The sequence below is a fragment of the Microbacterium sp. NPDC055442 genome, assembly GCF_053644215.1.
Window position 1 is genome coordinate 19,939 of sequence record NZ_JBSHLF010000001.1, and the last position, 15,996, is coordinate 35,934.

General features: G+C 69.6%; 17 protein-coding genes and 1 tRNA gene. 5 read left to right on the forward strand and 13 right to left on the reverse strand.

Features of this window, described 5'->3' with window-relative positions; all coding sequences use genetic code 11:
* Entirely contained in the window at positions 1 to 819 is an 819-nt protein-coding gene (otsB, locus tag ACWIBS_RS00100) for a trehalose-phosphatase (protein ID WP_376127925.1), read from the reverse strand.
* Positions 816 to 2,231: an alpha,alpha-trehalose-phosphate synthase (UDP-forming) gene (locus ACWIBS_RS00105; RefSeq protein WP_376127923.1), complete on the reverse strand. Its 1,416-nt coding sequence runs from the start codon at positions 2,229 to 2,231 to the stop codon at positions 816 to 818. The genes otsB and ACWIBS_RS00105 overlap by 4 nt, the downstream gene beginning before the upstream one ends.
* Before the next feature lie 129 nt (positions 2,232 to 2,360).
* Here ACWIBS_RS00105 and ACWIBS_RS00110 point away from each other — a divergent pair, with 129 nt between their 5' ends.
* The gene (locus ACWIBS_RS00110; protein WP_376127921.1) at positions 2,361 to 2,615 is read left to right on the forward strand and encodes a hypothetical protein; all 255 of its coding nucleotides are present in this window, start codon (positions 2,361 to 2,363) and stop codon (positions 2,613 to 2,615) included.
* A gap of 6 nt (positions 2,616 to 2,621) precedes the next feature.
* On the opposite strand, the gene ACWIBS_RS00115 is transcribed toward ACWIBS_RS00110, so the two are convergent.
* The 9 genes from ACWIBS_RS00115 to ACWIBS_RS00155 all read right to left on the reverse strand — a co-directional run bounded on the left by ACWIBS_RS00115 (position 2,622) and on the right by ACWIBS_RS00155 (position 11,326).
* Positions 2,622 to 3,554 (reverse strand): alpha/beta fold hydrolase, encoded by a 933-nt coding sequence (locus ACWIBS_RS00115; protein ID WP_454136244.1) that lies wholly within the window; start codon positions 3,552 to 3,554, stop codon positions 2,622 to 2,624.
* The gene (locus tag ACWIBS_RS00120; protein WP_376127917.1) at positions 3,539 to 4,291 is read right to left on the reverse strand and encodes a 3-hydroxybutyrate dehydrogenase; all 753 of its coding nucleotides are present in this window, start codon (positions 4,289 to 4,291) and stop codon (positions 3,539 to 3,541) included. Before ACWIBS_RS00120 ends, ACWIBS_RS00115 begins: the two co-directional genes overlap by 16 nt.
* Positions 4,288 to 4,974 carry a TetR/AcrR family transcriptional regulator gene (locus tag ACWIBS_RS00125; RefSeq protein WP_376127915.1) on the reverse strand — a complete coding sequence of 229 codons (687 nt, stop codon included), beginning with the start codon at positions 4,972 to 4,974 and terminating at the stop codon, positions 4,288 to 4,290. The genes ACWIBS_RS00120 and ACWIBS_RS00125 overlap by 4 nt, the downstream gene beginning before the upstream one ends.
* Positions 4,958 to 6,523, reverse strand: a complete 1,566-nt coding sequence (locus tag ACWIBS_RS00130; protein ID WP_376127913.1) for a class I adenylate-forming enzyme family protein — start codon at positions 6,521 to 6,523, stop codon at positions 4,958 to 4,960. The genes ACWIBS_RS00125 and ACWIBS_RS00130 overlap by 17 nt, the downstream gene beginning before the upstream one ends.
* Positions 6,520 to 7,572 (reverse strand): branched-chain amino acid ABC transporter permease, encoded by a 1,053-nt coding sequence (locus ACWIBS_RS00135; RefSeq protein WP_376127962.1) that lies wholly within the window; start codon positions 7,570 to 7,572, stop codon positions 6,520 to 6,522. Before ACWIBS_RS00135 ends, ACWIBS_RS00130 begins: the two co-directional genes overlap by 4 nt.
* A 152-nt stretch (positions 7,573 to 7,724) precedes the next feature.
* Entirely contained in the window at positions 7,725 to 8,600 is an 876-nt protein-coding gene (locus tag ACWIBS_RS00140; RefSeq protein WP_376127911.1) for a branched-chain amino acid ABC transporter permease, read from the reverse strand.
* Entirely contained in the window at positions 8,597 to 9,343 is a 747-nt protein-coding gene (locus ACWIBS_RS00145) for an ABC transporter ATP-binding protein (protein WP_376127909.1), read from the reverse strand. The genes ACWIBS_RS00140 and ACWIBS_RS00145 overlap by 4 nt, the downstream gene beginning before the upstream one ends.
* Positions 9,340 to 10,104 carry an ABC transporter ATP-binding protein gene (locus ACWIBS_RS00150; RefSeq protein WP_376127907.1) on the reverse strand — a complete coding sequence of 255 codons (765 nt, stop codon included), beginning with the start codon at positions 10,102 to 10,104 and terminating at the stop codon, positions 9,340 to 9,342. The genes ACWIBS_RS00145 and ACWIBS_RS00150 overlap by 4 nt, the downstream gene beginning before the upstream one ends.
* A gap of 19 nt (positions 10,105 to 10,123) precedes the next feature.
* Entirely contained in the window at positions 10,124 to 11,326 is a 1,203-nt protein-coding gene (locus ACWIBS_RS00155; RefSeq protein ID WP_376127905.1) for a substrate-binding domain-containing protein, read from the reverse strand.
* 219 nt (positions 11,327 to 11,545) lie between these two features.
* On the opposite strand from ACWIBS_RS00155, the gene ACWIBS_RS00160 reads away from it, so the two are divergent.
* Entirely contained in the window at positions 11,546 to 12,556 is a 1,011-nt protein-coding gene (locus ACWIBS_RS00160; protein ID WP_376127903.1) for a PIG-L family deacetylase, read from the forward strand.
* 59 nt (positions 12,557 to 12,615) lie between these two features.
* Here ACWIBS_RS00160 and ACWIBS_RS00165 read toward each other — a convergent pair.
* Positions 12,616 to 12,688: transfer RNA gene (locus tag ACWIBS_RS00165), tRNA-Lys, on the reverse strand.
* 96 nt (positions 12,689 to 12,784) lie between these two features.
* Here ACWIBS_RS00165 and ACWIBS_RS00170 point away from each other — a divergent pair.
* From ACWIBS_RS00170 to ACWIBS_RS00180, 3 genes are all read left to right on the forward strand, one after another.
* Positions 12,785 to 13,612 carry an inositol monophosphatase family protein gene (locus ACWIBS_RS00170; protein WP_376127901.1) on the forward strand — a complete coding sequence of 276 codons (828 nt, stop codon included), beginning with the start codon at positions 12,785 to 12,787 and terminating at the stop codon, positions 13,610 to 13,612.
* A 16-nt stretch (positions 13,613 to 13,628) separates the two neighbouring features.
* Complete coding sequence (locus tag ACWIBS_RS00175) at positions 13,629 to 14,207, forward strand: hypothetical protein (protein ID WP_376127899.1); 579 nt, start codon at positions 13,629 to 13,631, stop codon at positions 14,205 to 14,207.
* Between the two features lie 82 nt (positions 14,208 to 14,289).
* Positions 14,290 to 14,532: a hypothetical protein gene (locus ACWIBS_RS00180; RefSeq protein WP_376127897.1), complete on the forward strand. Its 243-nt coding sequence runs from the start codon at positions 14,290 to 14,292 to the stop codon at positions 14,530 to 14,532.
* Here the strand turns inward: ACWIBS_RS00180 and ACWIBS_RS00185 are convergent, their stop codons facing one another.
* Positions 14,533 to 15,981 (reverse strand): phytoene desaturase family protein, encoded by a 1,449-nt coding sequence (locus ACWIBS_RS00185; protein ID WP_376127895.1) that lies wholly within the window; start codon positions 15,979 to 15,981, stop codon positions 14,533 to 14,535. It lies immediately after the preceding gene.
* Positions 15,982 to 15,996: the final 15 nt, after the last annotated feature.

Consider the following 15,996-nt stretch of genomic DNA (forward strand, 5'->3'; position numbering starts at 1 on the left):
CTATTCCCGTGGGGCGCGCACGTCGGCCCCCGCGGGCGCCTGCCCCTGCGCCGCGCGGCGCTGCGCCGCGAGGTCGCCGAGCAGGCTCGCGAGTTCGTCGATGTCGGCCACGACGATACTCGCGGCGCTCGGGCCATCGCCCACGCGCACGCCGAGGTCATCTGCACCGAGACTGCGCAGCGCGTCCTCGTCGGTGACGTCGTCGCCGGCGAAGAGCACCGCGGTCGCGGCGAGCCGCTCGCGCAATGCCTGGATCGCCGAATCCTTGCCCTCGTGACGGAACGCGTACTCGACGATGTTCTTTCCCGTCCGGCGGCGCCAGTGGGGGGCTTCTGCGACGACCACCGCGTCGACGGCCGCGTGGGCCCGGTCGGCCGAGACGGGATCGGCGACGCGCGTGTGCACGCCGAGCCCGAACGTCTTGGGCTCGATCCACACGCCGTCGAGGCCTTCCGTCGCGTGACGCGCATCGGCGAGCAGGCGATCGCGCAGGTCGGCGTCGACGACATCGGGTTCGGGATCGAGCGCGCCATCGCCCGGTACCCAGAACTCCGCCCCGTGACTGCCGGCGAGAAGGTAGATCGAATCATCGCCGTGCTCGGCGATCTCGCGCAGATCGACGAGGCTGCGACCCGAAACGAATGCGACGGTCGTGTCGGGCAGCGCGGCGAGCCGCTCGATCGCCGCCCGCGCCGAGGGCAGCATCCGCGCCGTCATGGGGTCGTCGACCAGCGGCGACAGGGTGCCGTCGAAATCGAGCGCGACAAGCAGTCGATCGGATGCCGCGACCCGGCGCACGGCGTCATCGCGACGGGTCACGGCGTGCGCTCCTTCGCGGCGGCGAGGGCGTCGAGGAACGATCTCGACCATCGTGCGACGTCGAAGTCGAGGACTTTCCTGCGCAGCGCCCGCATGCGCCGCCCCTGCTCGGCCGACGGCATCTCGATCGCGCGCATGATGGTGTCCTTGAGGGCTCCGATGTCGTGCGGATTGACGCGCAGGGCGGACCCCAGCTCATCGCTCGCACCGGTGAACTCGCTCAGCACGAGCACCCCGCGGTTGTCGATGCGCGAAGCGACGTACTCCTTGGCGACGAGGTTCATGCCGTCGCGCAGGGCGGTGACGAGCATGACGTCGGCGGCGAGGTACAGCGCGACCATCTCTTCTCGCGGGAAACCCTGGTGAAGGTAGCGGATCGCGGAGTGGCCGATCGTGTCGTGGTCGCCGTTGATGCGCGTCACGGTGAGCTCGATCTCGTCGCGCAGCTCGATGTAGGCCTGGACGCGCTCGCGGCTCGGGCTCGCGACCTGCACGAGGGTGACGTCTTCGACATCGAGGCGGCCGTCGTTGATGAGCTCGCCGTACGCCTTGAGACGGTGGCGAATGCCCTTCGTATAGTCGAGCCGGTCGACGCCGAGCAGGATCCGTTTGGGGTTGCCGAGGCTTTCCCGGATCTCCGCCGCGCGGGCCCGGATGTCCGGCCGCTGTGCCATCTCCACGTAGGTCGCGGCGTCGATCGAGATCGGGAAGGCCTTCGCGAGGGCGATGCGCGAAGTGCCTTCTCCGACGGGAACGCGGATGCCGCTTGCCTTCGTCTCGTACCGCAGCTGTCGCCGCACGGCACGAGCGAAGTTGCTCGCGTCGGCGACCCGCTGGAATCCGATGACGTCGGCTCCGAGCAGCCCTTCGAGCACCTGTCGCCGCCAGGGCAGCTGCGAATACAGGCCGTATGCCGGGAAGGGAATGTGGTGGAAGTACCCGATCGTCAGATCAGGGCGTGCTTCGCGCAGCATCCGCGGCACGAGCTGCAGCTGGTAGTCCTGCACCCAGACGGTGCCGCCGTGGACCGCCGCGTCCGCCGCGGCGCGCGCGAAGCGCTCGTTGACCTTGACGTAGGCGTCCCACCAGACGCGACGGTAGCGCGGCGGCGAGATGACGTCGTGATAGAGCGGCCAGATCGTGTCGTTCGAGAAGCCTTCGTAGTAGTTCTCCACGTCGGCCGCGGACAGCTCGACGGGAACGAGGTGCATGTTGCCGAAGTCGAACGGCTCGAGTGCCAGATCCGCTTGGCCGGGCCAGCCGACCCACGCGCCCTTCGTCTGCCGCATGACCGGCTCCAGTGCCGTGACGAGGCCGCCCGGAGACGGACGCCAGCCTCCGGCATCCTCCCCTTCCGTAATCCGGTCGACGGGGAGTCGATTGGCGACGACGACGAAATCGGCCTGTGTCACGGTACTCCTGAGGGGCGGGGTGTGTCCTCAGGCTAACAGCGGCGACGTTCTGCCCCGCGGGCCTTGACTGCCGGCCGTCGCGGTGTCAAGGGCGGCCGCCTGACCGCCAGGTGGCGCTAGCGTAAGAGCATGCGCAGATACCTCTTCAGCACGGGCCTGGTCAGCGCGATCCTGAGCGGATTCACGTTGTTGCGGTCGACACGCGACGATGCCCCGTTCACGTGGCGCACCGCCCTCGCCTGGCTGAGCTGGGGCATCACCCTCGCGCTCGCGATCGGCGCGATCGTCGACACGCGGCGCGCGTCGACCGGGCATCTCATCGCGACCGACTCCCCCGTGCACGGCAAAGAGAAGAAGCTCCTCGAACGGCGCATCACGCGCTGAGACGGGTCAGCCCGGGTCGCTCCCGAGCCGCGCGGCGCTGGCGAGTTCGTCGCGGATGATCGGTGCGAGCACCGCGGCGCCTTCCTCCGACAGCACGATCGAGTAGTGGTTGAAGCCGTCGACATGGTCGTGCAGGATGTGCGGCACCTGCGCCAGCACCTTCGCGAGATGGTCGGGAGCGTAGAGCCCGGGCTCTTCGTCCTGCAGACCCCTCGGCACCGTCAGCAGCCGCGTCGGATGTCCCAGCCCCGCCAGCGCGTCGACGAGCGTCGAGCCGGTGTTCATGTCGACGGTGTCGTCGACGGTGGTCTGATAGCTCGTCGCGGGACGCAGCCGCCCTTCGCCGTCATCGACGAGGTCGTAGGCGAAGTAGGCGTCCAGCTCGTCGGTCCACGCGTTCGAGAACGCGGGATGTTCGCGCCAGAACTCGAGATAGGCCTCGACGTCGGCGAACCGCATCGACAGGCGTGCGGCCGTCGGCCCCAGGATCCCGGCGACCATCGCCTCGGCGTCGAGCCCTGCGGGGGCATCGAGCGGCATACCGCCGTCGACGAGCACGAGACGGGTGACCCGGTCGGGGTGCCGGTGCGCGAATGCGAGCGCGACGAAGGCTCCCATCGAGTGTCCGACGACGAGGATGCGGTCGATTCCGAGGGCATCGAGCGTCGCCGCGAGATCGTCGGCGTGCGCCGCGAGGCCCGCGGAGCCCGCGACGGCGTTGCTGCGCCCGCGTCCGCGCAGATCGGGAGCGATCGCGCGGATGCCGGTGAGCCGGTCGACCACGAAGGGCCAGACCAGGTGCGACGACGTGACGCCGTGCACGAGCAGGACCTCGCCCGTCGTGTCGCCCGTGGGATCCCACACGCCGACACGCAGGTCGCCGCCGGGGACGGGTACGTCGACCGCGCGGTACGCGTGCCCGCTCATCGCGCTGTCCACGCGCCGTCCATCGTGTAGGACGCGCCCGTGACCATACCGGCCTTGTCCGACGAGAGCCATCCCGCGAGCGAGGCGACCTCTTCGGGCTCGACGAGCCGCTTGATCGCCGTCTCGGTGAGCATGATCTTCTCGATGACCTCGTCCTCGCCGATGCCGTGCAGCGCCGCCTGATCGGCGATCTGCTTCTCGACGAGCGGCGTGCGCACATATGCCGGATTGATGCAGTTGCTCGTCACTCCGCGCGGAGCGCCCTCGAGCGCGGTGACCTTCGACAGACCCTCGAGGCCGTGCTTGGCGGCGACGTAGGCCGATTTGAACGCCGACGCGCGCAGGCCGTGGACGCTCGAGATGTTGATGATCCGTCCCCACCCCCTGTCGTACATCGCCGGCAGGGCCGCGCGGATGAGCAGGAAGGGCGATTCCAGCATGAGGCGCTGGATGAGCCGGAAGGCGTCCGGATCGAAGTCGGGGATGCTGCTCACGCGTTGGATCCCCGCGTTGTTGACGAGGATGTCGACGTCGAGCATCAGGTCGTCGAGAGCCGCCGTGTCGGACAGGTCGACGACCCACGGCTCACCCTGCACCTGCGAGGCGGCCTGGGCGGCGGCATCCGCGTTCAGGTCGGCCACGATAACGAAGGCGCCGCGCGCGGCGAACTCCGTGGCGCACGCCAGGCCGATGCCGCTGGCGCCGCCCGTGATGAGGGCGCGCTTGCCCGCGAGGTCCTGATCGATCATGCTCGATCGCCTTCCTGCGCGGGCCGGGGGGCCAGCGCGTTGTCGATGAAGCGCATCATGGCGTCGAAGACGCCGGCGTCGAGCTCGGCGGGCGGCTTGCCGTCGGCGTCCCTCTCCCACAGCAGGAAGCGCATGCCGATGAGCTCGCCCATGCCCATGAGGGCCCACGCGGTCGTCTCCGGGTCGAGTGCACGGTCGACGTCGCCCGCCTCCTGCGCGGCGCTCAGGCCGGCCTCGTATCCCTCTACGATGCGGGAGTAGTGCAGGCGCAGCACCGCGGGTGAGACGAACTCCGCTTCGCGCACGACGCGATACAGCGCGGGATGCTCCGCGGTGAAGCGGAAGAACCCGCGAAATCCCGCGCGCTCGGCATCGAGACGCGAATCCGCGACTGCCATCGCTTCGGACATGGAGTGGCGAACGCGCCGGTTCAGGTCGATCACGAGAGCCTCGAAGATCGCCTGCTTGCTGTCGAAGTAGAGATAGAAGGTGCCGAGGCCGATGCCGGCTCGCTCGGTCACCTTGACGATGGATGCCTCGTGGTATCCCAGCTCGGCGAAGACATGCTCGGCGGCTTCGAGCAGCCGTCGCCGCGTCGCCTCACCGCGTTTCGTCAGCGGGCGGCCGGTCGCCGAAGACACCGGGCGGTCCGTGTCGTCGATGAGCTCATCGGGCAGCGTCATGACGCACCTCTTTCGTCAGGCTCGCGGCTCGCCGTCGCAGAAGCGGGAGGGCGATCTTGTCGATCGTGGAGCGGGGCAGCTCCTCGACGATCTCGATGTGGACCGGTACTTTGAACGCCGCGAGGTTGCGGCGCGCGTGCGCGAGCACTTCGTCCACCGAGAGCACGGTACCGTCGGCAGGCACGACGAATGCGACGCCACGCTCGCCCCACACCTCGTCGGCGACGGCGACCACCGCGGCCTCGGCGATGAGCGGGTGCAGCTCGAGCGCGTGCTCGACCTCGGCCGGGGCGACATTCTCGCCGCCCGAGATGTAGATGTTCTTCAGGCGATCGACGATGCGATGCACGCCGGCGGCGTCGCGGTGGACGAGGTCCCCCGTGCGCAGCCAGTCCCCCACACGGGCGGCGGCCGTGGCCTGCTCGTCATCGAGATAGCCGGCGAAGACGCTCGGCCCCCCGACCCACAGCTCGCCCGTCGCCTCGCCCTCGAGCGGCAGCGACGACGCCGGGTCGACGATCCGCGTCGCCACGTGCGGGTACGGCCGGCCGACGGCACCCGGGAACGCCGACGCGTCGGCGGAGGGCAGGTGCAGCACGTTGGGCGCCGCTTCGGTGAGCCCGTAGCCCTGCGTCAACGGGATGCCGCGACCCGACCACTGCTGCTGGAGGGCGACGGGCATCGTGGCCCCGCCGACGAGGGCCAGGCGCAGCGAGCTCACGTCGGCTTCGGCCCAGCCGCGATCCGCCGCGAGCATCGCGTACTGCGTCGGCACGCCCATCATGGCCGTCACGCCTCGCTCGGCGATGAGTTGCAGGGCGCGCGCGGGCTGGAACGAGCGCTCGAGCACGACCGTCCCGCCGACCCACCATGCCAGCAGCGGCTGACAGTTCCACGCCGCGACATGGAACTGCGGCAGCATCGCCAGGACGACGTCCTCGTGCGTGAGCGGCAGGGCCTGGGCCAGGGCCAGGTTGTTCCAGAAGCAGTTGGCGTGGGTCAGGACGACGCCCTTGGGCGCGGCCTCGCTGCCCGACGTGAAGATCACCAGGAGCGGGTCGTCGTCGTGCACCCGTCGCACGGGCCGGGGGGCGCGGGACCGCGGCACGACCGCCTCGATCCCCGTCGTGCCGAGCGATGCGACCGGCGGCGCGTTCCGGAGGGTGCGCAGCGCCTCACCGGCGAGGGCGGCGTGCTCGTCTTCGACGAGCACGAGCGCGGGGTCCGTGCGCATCATGATGTCGCTGAGCTCGCGCGGCGTCAGCCGCCACGAGAGCGGCACGAACGCGACGCCCGCCATCGCACACGCGAAGAAGGCCACGACGTGGTCGCTCGAGTTGCCCGACACGGTGGCGATGCGATCGCCCGGACCGTATCCGGCGCAGCGCAGCTGCTCGGCGAGCTCCGACGCGCGCAGGGCGAGCGTCGCGTAGTCGATCGTGACGCCGCGGTCGTCGATCGCGATGCGGCGCGGGGATTGCGCCGCACGGTCGAGCAGCCAGCGGCCGATCGTGTGAGGGCCGTCGTCGATGAGCGATTCCGGGGTCATGACCGCACCTCGGCGGGCGCATCGACCGTGGCATCCGCGTCATCCATCGTCTGCAGGGCGCCGCGCACGCGCTCGCCCCGGCGGCGGCGCACGGCGGCATCGATCGTGCCGGCGATCCCGCCGGGGAGGAACATCACGACGAGGATGAAGAGGACGCCGAGCAGGAACAGCGGCTCGGAGAGCGGGATGCGCAGCACATCGGGCAGTCCTGCGATCGCCTCGGAGCCCGCGAGCACCGTGAGTCGCTGGTCGAGGAGGGTGTAGAGCACACCGCCCACGATGGCACCCCAGCGGAAGCCGACGCCACCGAGCACGACCATCACGAGCACCGTGATCGTGAGATCGGCGGAGACGGCGCGCGGCACGGTGCCGGATTGCAGCAGCATGTAGGCCACTCCCGCGAGGCTCGCGAGCACCGCGGCGATGACGAAGACGGCCAGGCGCACGCGGTACGGGTGCAGGCCGAGCACGCGCACACGCTGTTCGTTCTCCCGGGTCGCCCGGGCGAGGTGGCCCAGTCGCGACGTGTCGACCCACAGCGTGACGAGATAGACGATGACGAGCACGGCCAGGGCGAACCAGTACAGGTTGCGCGTGTTGACGACCCCGACGAGGAAGTCCGGAACGTGCGTCGTGTTGAGGCTGAGGCCCTCTTCTCCGCCCGTGATCTGCGAGTTGCGGCGTACGAGCACGGACCCCGCCTGCGCGAAGGCGAGCGTCACCATCGCGAACGGGATGCCCGAGACCCGCATCGCGACGGCACCGGTCGCGAAGGCGATGATCATGCCGCCGATGAGGGCGACGAAGACGCCCGGCCACAGCGGCACGCCGAAGTGCTCGAGCGCGATGCCGAGGCCGTACGCTCCCGCGCCGAAGTACAGCGCGTGACCGAACGAGAGCATGCCGCCCGATCCGAGCAGAAGGTTGTAGGACAGCGCGAGTGCGGCGAACACCATGCACAGCGAGAGCAGTGCGAGCGTGCCGGGCATGTAGGTGGGCGTGGGCAGGATTCCGGGGATGGAGATGTTCAGCAGGGGCAGCAGCGCCATGAACGCCACGAGCGCACCGCCGACGATCGCCGGCACGTACCGCCCGAGCCCCCCCGGTCCCTGAGCGCCACCCGTTCCCCGAGCACCACCCGGTCCCTGAGCGCCACCCGGTCCCTGAGCTTGCCGAAGGGTCGCCCCCTTGCGTCGAAGGATCATGCCTTCCTCCCGAGGAGTCCGGTGGGCCGCACGAGCAGGACCAGAGCGAGCAGGATGACGACGATGAAGTCGCCGGTTCCGTTGAGGTAGAAGTTCGCGAACTGCTGCAGCACCGCGACGATGACCGACGCGATCGCGGCTCCCGTGAGCGACCCGAGCCCGCCGACGACCGTCACGATGAAGGCGAAGATGAGCAGCGTCTGGCCGAGGTGGGCCGAGACGAAGGTCGAGTAGTGCATCGCGAGGACGCCCCCGATACCGGCGGCCGCTCCGCCGATCGCGAAGACGAGCGTGAACGAGCGGCGCACGTCGATGCCGAGGGCGGTCACCATGGAGCGGTTCTCGACACCGGCGCGGATGATCATGCCGTAGCGGGTCTTCTTGAGGAAGAGCACGAGCGAGGCGAGCACGAGCACGGCCGCGATCATGAGCACCCAGTAGGTGTTGGGGATGCGGGCGCCGAGGACCTCCGTCGTCTGCTTGAGCCATGCGGGCCCGGCGACGTGGATCGCATCCGTTCCCCAGATGCCCTCGAACAGGGCGACGGCGGCGAACGAGAGGCCGACCGTGACGAGCACCTGCTCGATGTGCCGCTCGTACAGCGGTCTGATGAGGACGAGCTCGGTCACGGTCGCGAACACGGCGCCGACGCCCGCGCCGACGAGGATCGACAGCAGGAACGAACCCCACGAGTCCGTGCCGAGCGACTGCGCGACCCACCAGCCGATGAAGGCGCTCAGGGTGAGGAATGCTCCGTGCGCGAAGTTCAGCACGTGCATGAGCCCGTAGATGAGACTCAGTCCGCTCGCGACGAGGAAGTAGAGGGCACCGAGACCGACGCCCGTGATGAGGGTCAAGACGATCATGCTCATTTCGACTCCCCCCGGTCGGTGGATACTTCGGATGCGTGGGTCTCGGCGTGCACGCCGAGCAGGCGACGGGTCAGGTCGTCGTCGTCGAGGATCTCGGCGGCCTGACCGGTGTGCACGACGCGGCCTCCGCCGATGACGATCGCGGGCCCGGCGAGACGGCGCACGACCTCGAGGTTCTGCTCGACGAGCAGGATCGGCACGATCTTGGATGCTTCGCGCAGAGCCTCGGTCACTTCGGAGACGATCTTCGGGGCGAGGCCCTTGGTGGGCTCGTCGACGAGCAGGATGCGGTTGTCGTTGAGCAGCGCGCGGGCGACCGAGACCATCTGCTGCTGACCGCCCGACAGCGTGCCGGCGGGCTGGTCGCGCCGCGCCACGAGATCCGGGAACAGCTCGGCGACGAACTCACGCCGCGGATTGCGCTGGCGCTCGGCGAGAGCGAGGTTTTCGGCGACGCTGAGCCTCGCGAACACTTCGCGGTCTTCGGGCACGTACCCGACGCCCCGCTGCACGATGCGGTGAGTCGCCAGCCCGTCGATCCGCTCCCCCGCCAGCGTCACGCGACCGCGGCGATGGAGGAGCCCGAGGATGCCGCGGAGGGTCGAGGTCTTGCCGACGCCGTTGCGCCCGAGGACGGCCGTGATTCCCGTGGCCGGCACCTCGAAGGAGACGTCTTCGACGACCTGCTGCCCCGCGATCGTGCAGCGCAGGTTCGCCACCGTCAGGATCGGTTCGGCGCTCATGCCGCGGTGCCCAGGTAGGCGCTCTGCACGAGCGGGTCGTTCATGACGTTCTGCGGCGTGTCGTAGGCGATGATGCTGCCGAAGTACATGACGGCCACCTTGTCGACGAGGCCCATGAGCACGTCGATGTGATGCTCGACCATGAGCACGGTGCATCCCTTCTCGGTGTGCAGATCGCGGATGTTCTGCACGAGGCCGGCGACGTCGCCCGAGGCCACGCCCGCCATGGGCTCGTCCAGCAGCACGATCGAGGCGTCGGTCGCCAGGAGCACCGCGATCTCGAGCTTGCGCTTGTCACCGTGCGACATGTCTCCCGCGGCCGTGTCGAGCTTGTGCGCGAGTCCCACGGCGGTGAGCTTGTCGAGGGCGAGTTCGGTTGCGGCATCCGTCTTCTTCGGGAAGCCCAACAGCGATGCGGAGCCGCCGAGCGAGACCTGTGCGGCCAGGCGGACGTTCTCGAGCACGCTGAGCCGCGGGAACAGGCTCGAGGTCTGGAAGGTGCGCCCCAGTCCCGCCCGCGCACGGGCCGAGATCGACGACGACGTGATGTCGGCGCCGTCCATCAGGACGCGCCCGGACGTGGGCTTCATGATGCCGGAGATCACGTTGAACAGCGTGGTCTTGCCGGCACCGTTGGGCCCGATGACGCCGACGAGCGAGCCGGCGGCGACGTCGAGGGCGACATCTTTCAGGATCGTCGCGCCACCGATCTGCAGGCCGAGGCCTTCGATCCTGAGCGCGGACGGAACAGGGGTGTTCATGATGGTTCGCTGCCTCGGATCAACCGGCTTCGGCGGGGGCGACGTCCTCGCCCGCGACGGTGCCGACCAGTTCGGGCACGAAGCTTCCGCCGTCGGCGACGAGCTTGACCTGGTACATCTCCTGGATGAGCGCGTGGTCGCCCGCGCGGACGGTCATCGTGCCCTTCGGTCCGTCGAACTCGAAGCCCTCGAGCGCCGCGACCATCGCGTCGGGGTCGCCCTTGCCCTCCTTGATCGCCTGCACGATCATGATGGCGGCGTTGAAGCCGTCGGGGCTGAAGAGGTCTACCGTGCCGCCCTCTGCTTCGATCGCCTCGACCATCGCGGTGTTGACGTCGTTGTCGGGAGCGCCGGCGAAGTAGTGATTGAGGAAGCTGATCTTCTCGGATGCCTCGCCGTAGGCGCCGAACGTCGCGGCGTCGCCGAGCCCCGTGACGACGGGGATCTGGTCCATGACGCCCTGCTGGCTCATCGCCTGCCACATCGCGCCCGAGGTCGCACCCGCCCACGCGACGAACACGAGGTCGGGCTGCGCTGCGAGCACCTGCTGCGCGAACGGCGTGAACTCCGTCGCGTCTTCGGGCACCAGCACCGAGTTCACCGTCGCGCCCTGAGCGCCGAGGATCGCTTGAACGGCCGCCTCGTTGCCCGTGCCGAACGCGTTGTTCTGGGCGAAGACGGTGATCGTCTTGCCCTCGATGTCATCGAGGAAGGCACCGGCGGTCGCGACGTCCTGCGCGCTCTGGCGACCCGAGCGGAACGTGTACTCGTTGATGCCCGTGACGGCGTCCGCTGCGGCGGGACCGGCGATGTAGAGCACCTTGTTCTGCGCCGCCTGTTCGGCAACGGCGAGAGCGACACCCGATGCCGCCGTTCCGGCGATGATCGTGACGCCCTGCCCGATGAAGTCCTTGACGGCGGTGACGGCCTTGTCGGGGTCGCCCGCGTCGTCCTTGTACTCGACGACGATCGTCGTGCCGTCGACCTCGCCCGTGCCGTCCGTGGCGTAGTCGAGGCCGGCCTTGAAGGCGTCCAGGTACTGCTTGCCATAGCCCGCCAGCGGACCCGTCTCGCTCGTGACGATCCCCACCGTGACCTCGCTCGGACCCTCGGGGGTCGTGCCGTCGCCGCCGCCGGCATCGGCCGACGGCGCGCAGGCCGCCAGGACGAGGGCGGCCGTGGCGACCACGGATCCCAGGAGCAACTTCTTCGTAACCCGCATGTGCGTGCCTTTCACCGTTGGAAGGGATGCCCGTGAGGGCGACCTGAAAGCTGATTCAGGTATCTGAAATGTAAGCACATCCCACGCCGTCGTCAAGTCCGCCCGGGCGGCACCCGCGCAGTCGTTACCGTTTCGCGACAACGGACCCACGGGCACCTGCCCGCGGCGGGTCTACGCTGTGACGCGCGCAGGCCGCGCGGATCGCACCCAGGGAGCCCCATGACCTCGACCGCTCTTCGCCGCGCCGCGGCCGCTCTCGGCATCGTCGGCATCCTGGGGCTGACGGCCTGTGCGCCCACCCCGTCAGAGGACCGGCCGCAGGCCGTCGCGACGCCCGCCGTCCACACGCATCCACCCGTGCCGACCGTCTCGCCGACGGCGACGCCGCAGCCCGAGCCGACCCACGGACTGTGCGATGCGGGAAGCATGCTCGCCATCTGGGCGCACTACGACGACGACCTCATCTTCGGCCACGGCCGCGTCATGGAAGCGCTCGAAGCCGACAAGTGCGTCACGATCGCCTATCTGTCCGCGGGAGACGCGGGCCGCGGCGTCGAGTACTCCCGCGGGCGGGAGCAGGGCATCCGCGACGCGTACGACAGGCTGCGCGGCTACAGCGGCGCGTGGGGCGAAGAGGCCGACGTGCTCGAGACCGGCGTGACCGTCGAGCAGTGGCGTCCCGCCGATGACCCGAGACTGGTGCTGCTGTCGTTCCGGCTCGTCGACGGGAACATCGACGGCAGCGGGTTCGAGGCGATGGGCTATGAGAGCCTCGGCAAGCTCGCGGCGGGCACCATTCCGACCGTGCGCGATGTCGACGGTCCCGAGCACTTGACGATCGACGACATCACGCATTCGCTGGCCGAGATCATCGCCGACGCGGATCCCGACGAGATCGTCACCGGGATGCCCGTTGAGGCGGGCGAGCTCTCCCGCGGCGACCACTCCGACCATGCCACCGGTGCATCGTTCGCCCGCGCAGCCTGGCGCAGCGCCGGCATCGACGCGGAGCTCGTGACGCTGGCGATCGGCTACCAGACGGCGGACTACGACGTGAACCTCGACGGCGAGACCCTCCAGCGCAAGGTGGACGGGTTCTCGGCATACGCCGCCAAGGACCCGGTGACCGCGAACTGCATCGACCTGGATTCCTGCCTCGGCATGCGCTTCTTCGGCCCGCTGCTCCAGCGCGAGTACTCGCGCAGCGCGGCCGAGGTGCCCATGGACTGAACGTCGCCCGCGAAGCAGAAAAGCCCCGGTCACTGGCGAGAGTGACCGAGGCTTATCCGTGCACCCCCTGGGACTCGAACCCAGAACCCACTGATTAAGAGTCAGTTGCTCTGCCGATTGAGCTAGAGGTGCATGATTCGCGATGAGGCGAACCGAGGGTCCACATTAGCATCACGATTGCGTCACCCGGAAATCGCGGCGAGGGCTGCGCCGGTTATCCTTGATGTCGTGACCGCCCTCTCCTCTGCGTCCTCGTTCGACGTGCCGTTCGACGGCGATCTGCGGGCAGATCTCGAGCTCTCGCTGAGGCTCGCCGACGCTGCGGACGCGGCATCCATGCCCCGCTTCGACTCCCCCGATCTCGACGTGCAGGCCAAGCCTGACGCGAGCTTCGTCACGGAGGCCGACATCGCGACCGAAGAGGCGATTCGAGCGGTTCTCGCGCGCGAGCGTCCCGACGACGGCATCCACGGCGAAGAGTTCGGCACGAGCGGTTCGGGATCGCGCCAGTGGATCATCGACCCGATCGACGGAACCCACAACTACCTCAAGGGCATCCCGATGTGGTCGACCCTCATCGCGCTCGCGATCGACGGCATTCCCCGTGTCGGCGTCGTGAGCCAGCCCGCGATCGGACGGCGGTGGTGGGCGGCATCCGGACTCGGTGCGTGGACCAGCACGGCGAGCGGCGACACGCGACGCATCTCGGTGTCGGACGTCGACTCGATCGAGCGGGCGAGCGTGAGCTTTCAGAGCATCGAGCAGTGGCGGGATGCCGGTGAACTCGACGCCCTCGGCCGACTGACGTCGGCGGTGTGGCGCGACCGGGGTTACGGTGATGCGTGGCCGTACATGCTCCTCGCCGAGGGGCGTCTCGAACTCGTGGCGGAGTTCGGCGTGCAGGAGTACGACATCGCCGCGCACGTGCCGATCGTGCTCGAAGCGGGCGGATCCTTCACCGCCTACTCGGGGGCCGCCTCTCTCACGGAGCGGTCGTCCCTCGCGACGAACGGCACGCTCCACCAGCCGTTCCTCGACCTGCTGCACTCCCCCTGACCTCGTGGAGCCACCGATGACCTCACCCCGCCCTCTCGTCGCCGCTCTCACCCTCGCAGCCGCGGCATTTGCGCTGACGGCGTGTGCCGCGTCGGCGGACCCCGGCCCCGGCGGCGCCGAGACGACGGCGCCGACACCGAGTGCTTCCACGCCGGCACCGTCGACGACGCCGACCGACGCTCCCGTGGACGCGGAACCGACGTGCGAGACGATCGTCCCCGAGAGCATCGTCGCTGATTTCGAGAGCCTCGGCTGGAGCGCGCAGGCCGACCGCTTCTACATCGGCGACCTCGAGGTCCCCGACGGGCTTCTGTGCGTGTGGGCCGACTTCGAGGCACCGGCGGGCGACCACCTGCAGCTCTTCGGCTGGGCGCCCATCGAGGAATCCGTCGCGCAGGAGGCGCAGGATTCCCTGCTCGCGCAGGGGTGGCGCCGGGAAGACGCCCCCGGGGGCGTGTACATCACCGAGCCCGCCGAGACGACGATCCAGGTCGATGACGAGGGATACGGCATGACGTACCTCTTCGTCGACGGCGCGGTCGAACTGGCGGACACCAAGCAGGGCCTCCTGTTGATCGAATGGCCGCGCGGCTAGGACGCTCCGGCACGCTCGTCAACCCCGTCGAATCCGCCGCCCGCCTCTCGTAGCGTCGGTGAGACCGACGAGAGGTCCGATCATGAGCAACACTCCGCCCGCCGCCATCATCCCGCCCAACGACCCCGAGCGCGACAGCGCCTCCCGCGACGACGGCGGACTGAAGCCCGACGATCCGATCCGCGAGATCGACGGTGAACCGACGATCGATCCCGACGTCGACCCCGATCAGGTCGACAGCGCGACCGCCGACCGTATCGCGAGCGGTGCCGATCCGCGCGGAGATCGCGATTTCCCGGAGGAGCCCGCGCTCACCCACCCCTGATCACGGCGACAGATCGGGGCGGGCCCGCGTGCCGAAGTCGTGCCGCAGCGCGCTGAGCGCGGCCCACCACCCCGCCAGGCCGTGCACTCCGGGGCCCGGGCTCGCCGACGCGCCGGCGAGGTAGACGCCCGGCAACGGCGTGCGCCACGGGTCAGGGCTCAGGACGGGCCGTCGCAACAGCTGGTCGAAGGTCGGAGCGCCCGAGGCGATGTCTCCTCCGACGTAATTCGGATTGTGCCGTTCGACATCGAGCGCCGACCGCGAGTGCGACGCGAGGATCGTGTCGCGAAAGCCCGGCGCGAACCGCTCGATCTGGCGTATGACCGCCTCTTCGCGGTCGATGTCGCTGCCGGCCGGGACGTGCGTGTAGGTCCACAGCGTGTGGCGCCCGCGCGGTGCACGCGTCTCGTCGAAGAGTGAGGGCTGTGCGGCGAGGACGTACGGCCGGTCGGGCAGCCGTCCTCGGTTGACCTCGTTCTCAGCGTTCGCCATCTCTGCTCGCGTGCCGCCGACGTGCACCGTGCTCGCCCGCCGGACTCCGTCGTGGGCCCAGGGCACGGGCTCACTCAGCGCGAAGTCGACCTTCGCCACCCCGCCGCCGTAGCGGAACCGGCTGAGCGCCCGGCGATAACCGGCGGGGATCGCGTCGCCGGCCAAGCGCAGCAGCGCACGTGGAGTGACGTCGAGCAACGTCACCCGTGCGCGCGGCAGGTCGGTCAGTGAGGTCACCTCGTGGTCGAGCACGAGTTCGCCCCCGTGCGCACGCAGGTCGTCCACCATCGCGTCGCTGATCGCCTGGGTGCCTCCGACCGGGATCGGCCAGCCCCGCGCGTGGGCGTAGGTCGTGAGCGCGAGGCCCGCTCCCGCGCTCGCGATGCTCGGCTGCGGCAGGATCGTGTGCGCCGCGACGCCGGTCAGCAGCGCCGGGGCGACGTCTTCGCGGAACCGGACGTTCCACGCGCCGCTCCCCTGCTCGAGCGAGCGCAGGCCGAACGCGACTGCGGTCAGCGGGTGCCGCGGCACGCGCATGAGCGTCGATCCCGTGAACTCCGCGACGCGATCGGCGTGCCGTACGAGGGGGCGCAGGAGCCGTTCGTACGCGGGTCCATCGGTCCCGAGTTCGTCGCGCGTGCGCGCGAGGTCGCGGTACGCGATGCCCGCGCGCCCACCGTCGAGCGGCTGGGCGAAAGACACGTCGGGCGTCACGAACTCCACGCGGTCGCGAAGCCCGAACTCGCGGAAGAATCGGGATTCGAACGCCATCGGATGGATCGCCGAGCAGACGTCGTGCCGGTACCCGGGCAGCGTCAGCTCGCGCGTGGCCGCGCCGCCTCCGGCCTGGTCGGCGCGTTCGTAGACGCGCACGGCGAGGCCCGCGCGAGCGAGCGTGACGGCGGCGGCCAGTCCGTTGGGGCCGGCACCGACGATCACTGCGTCCAGGGAGTCCATGTTCACCACCGTCCC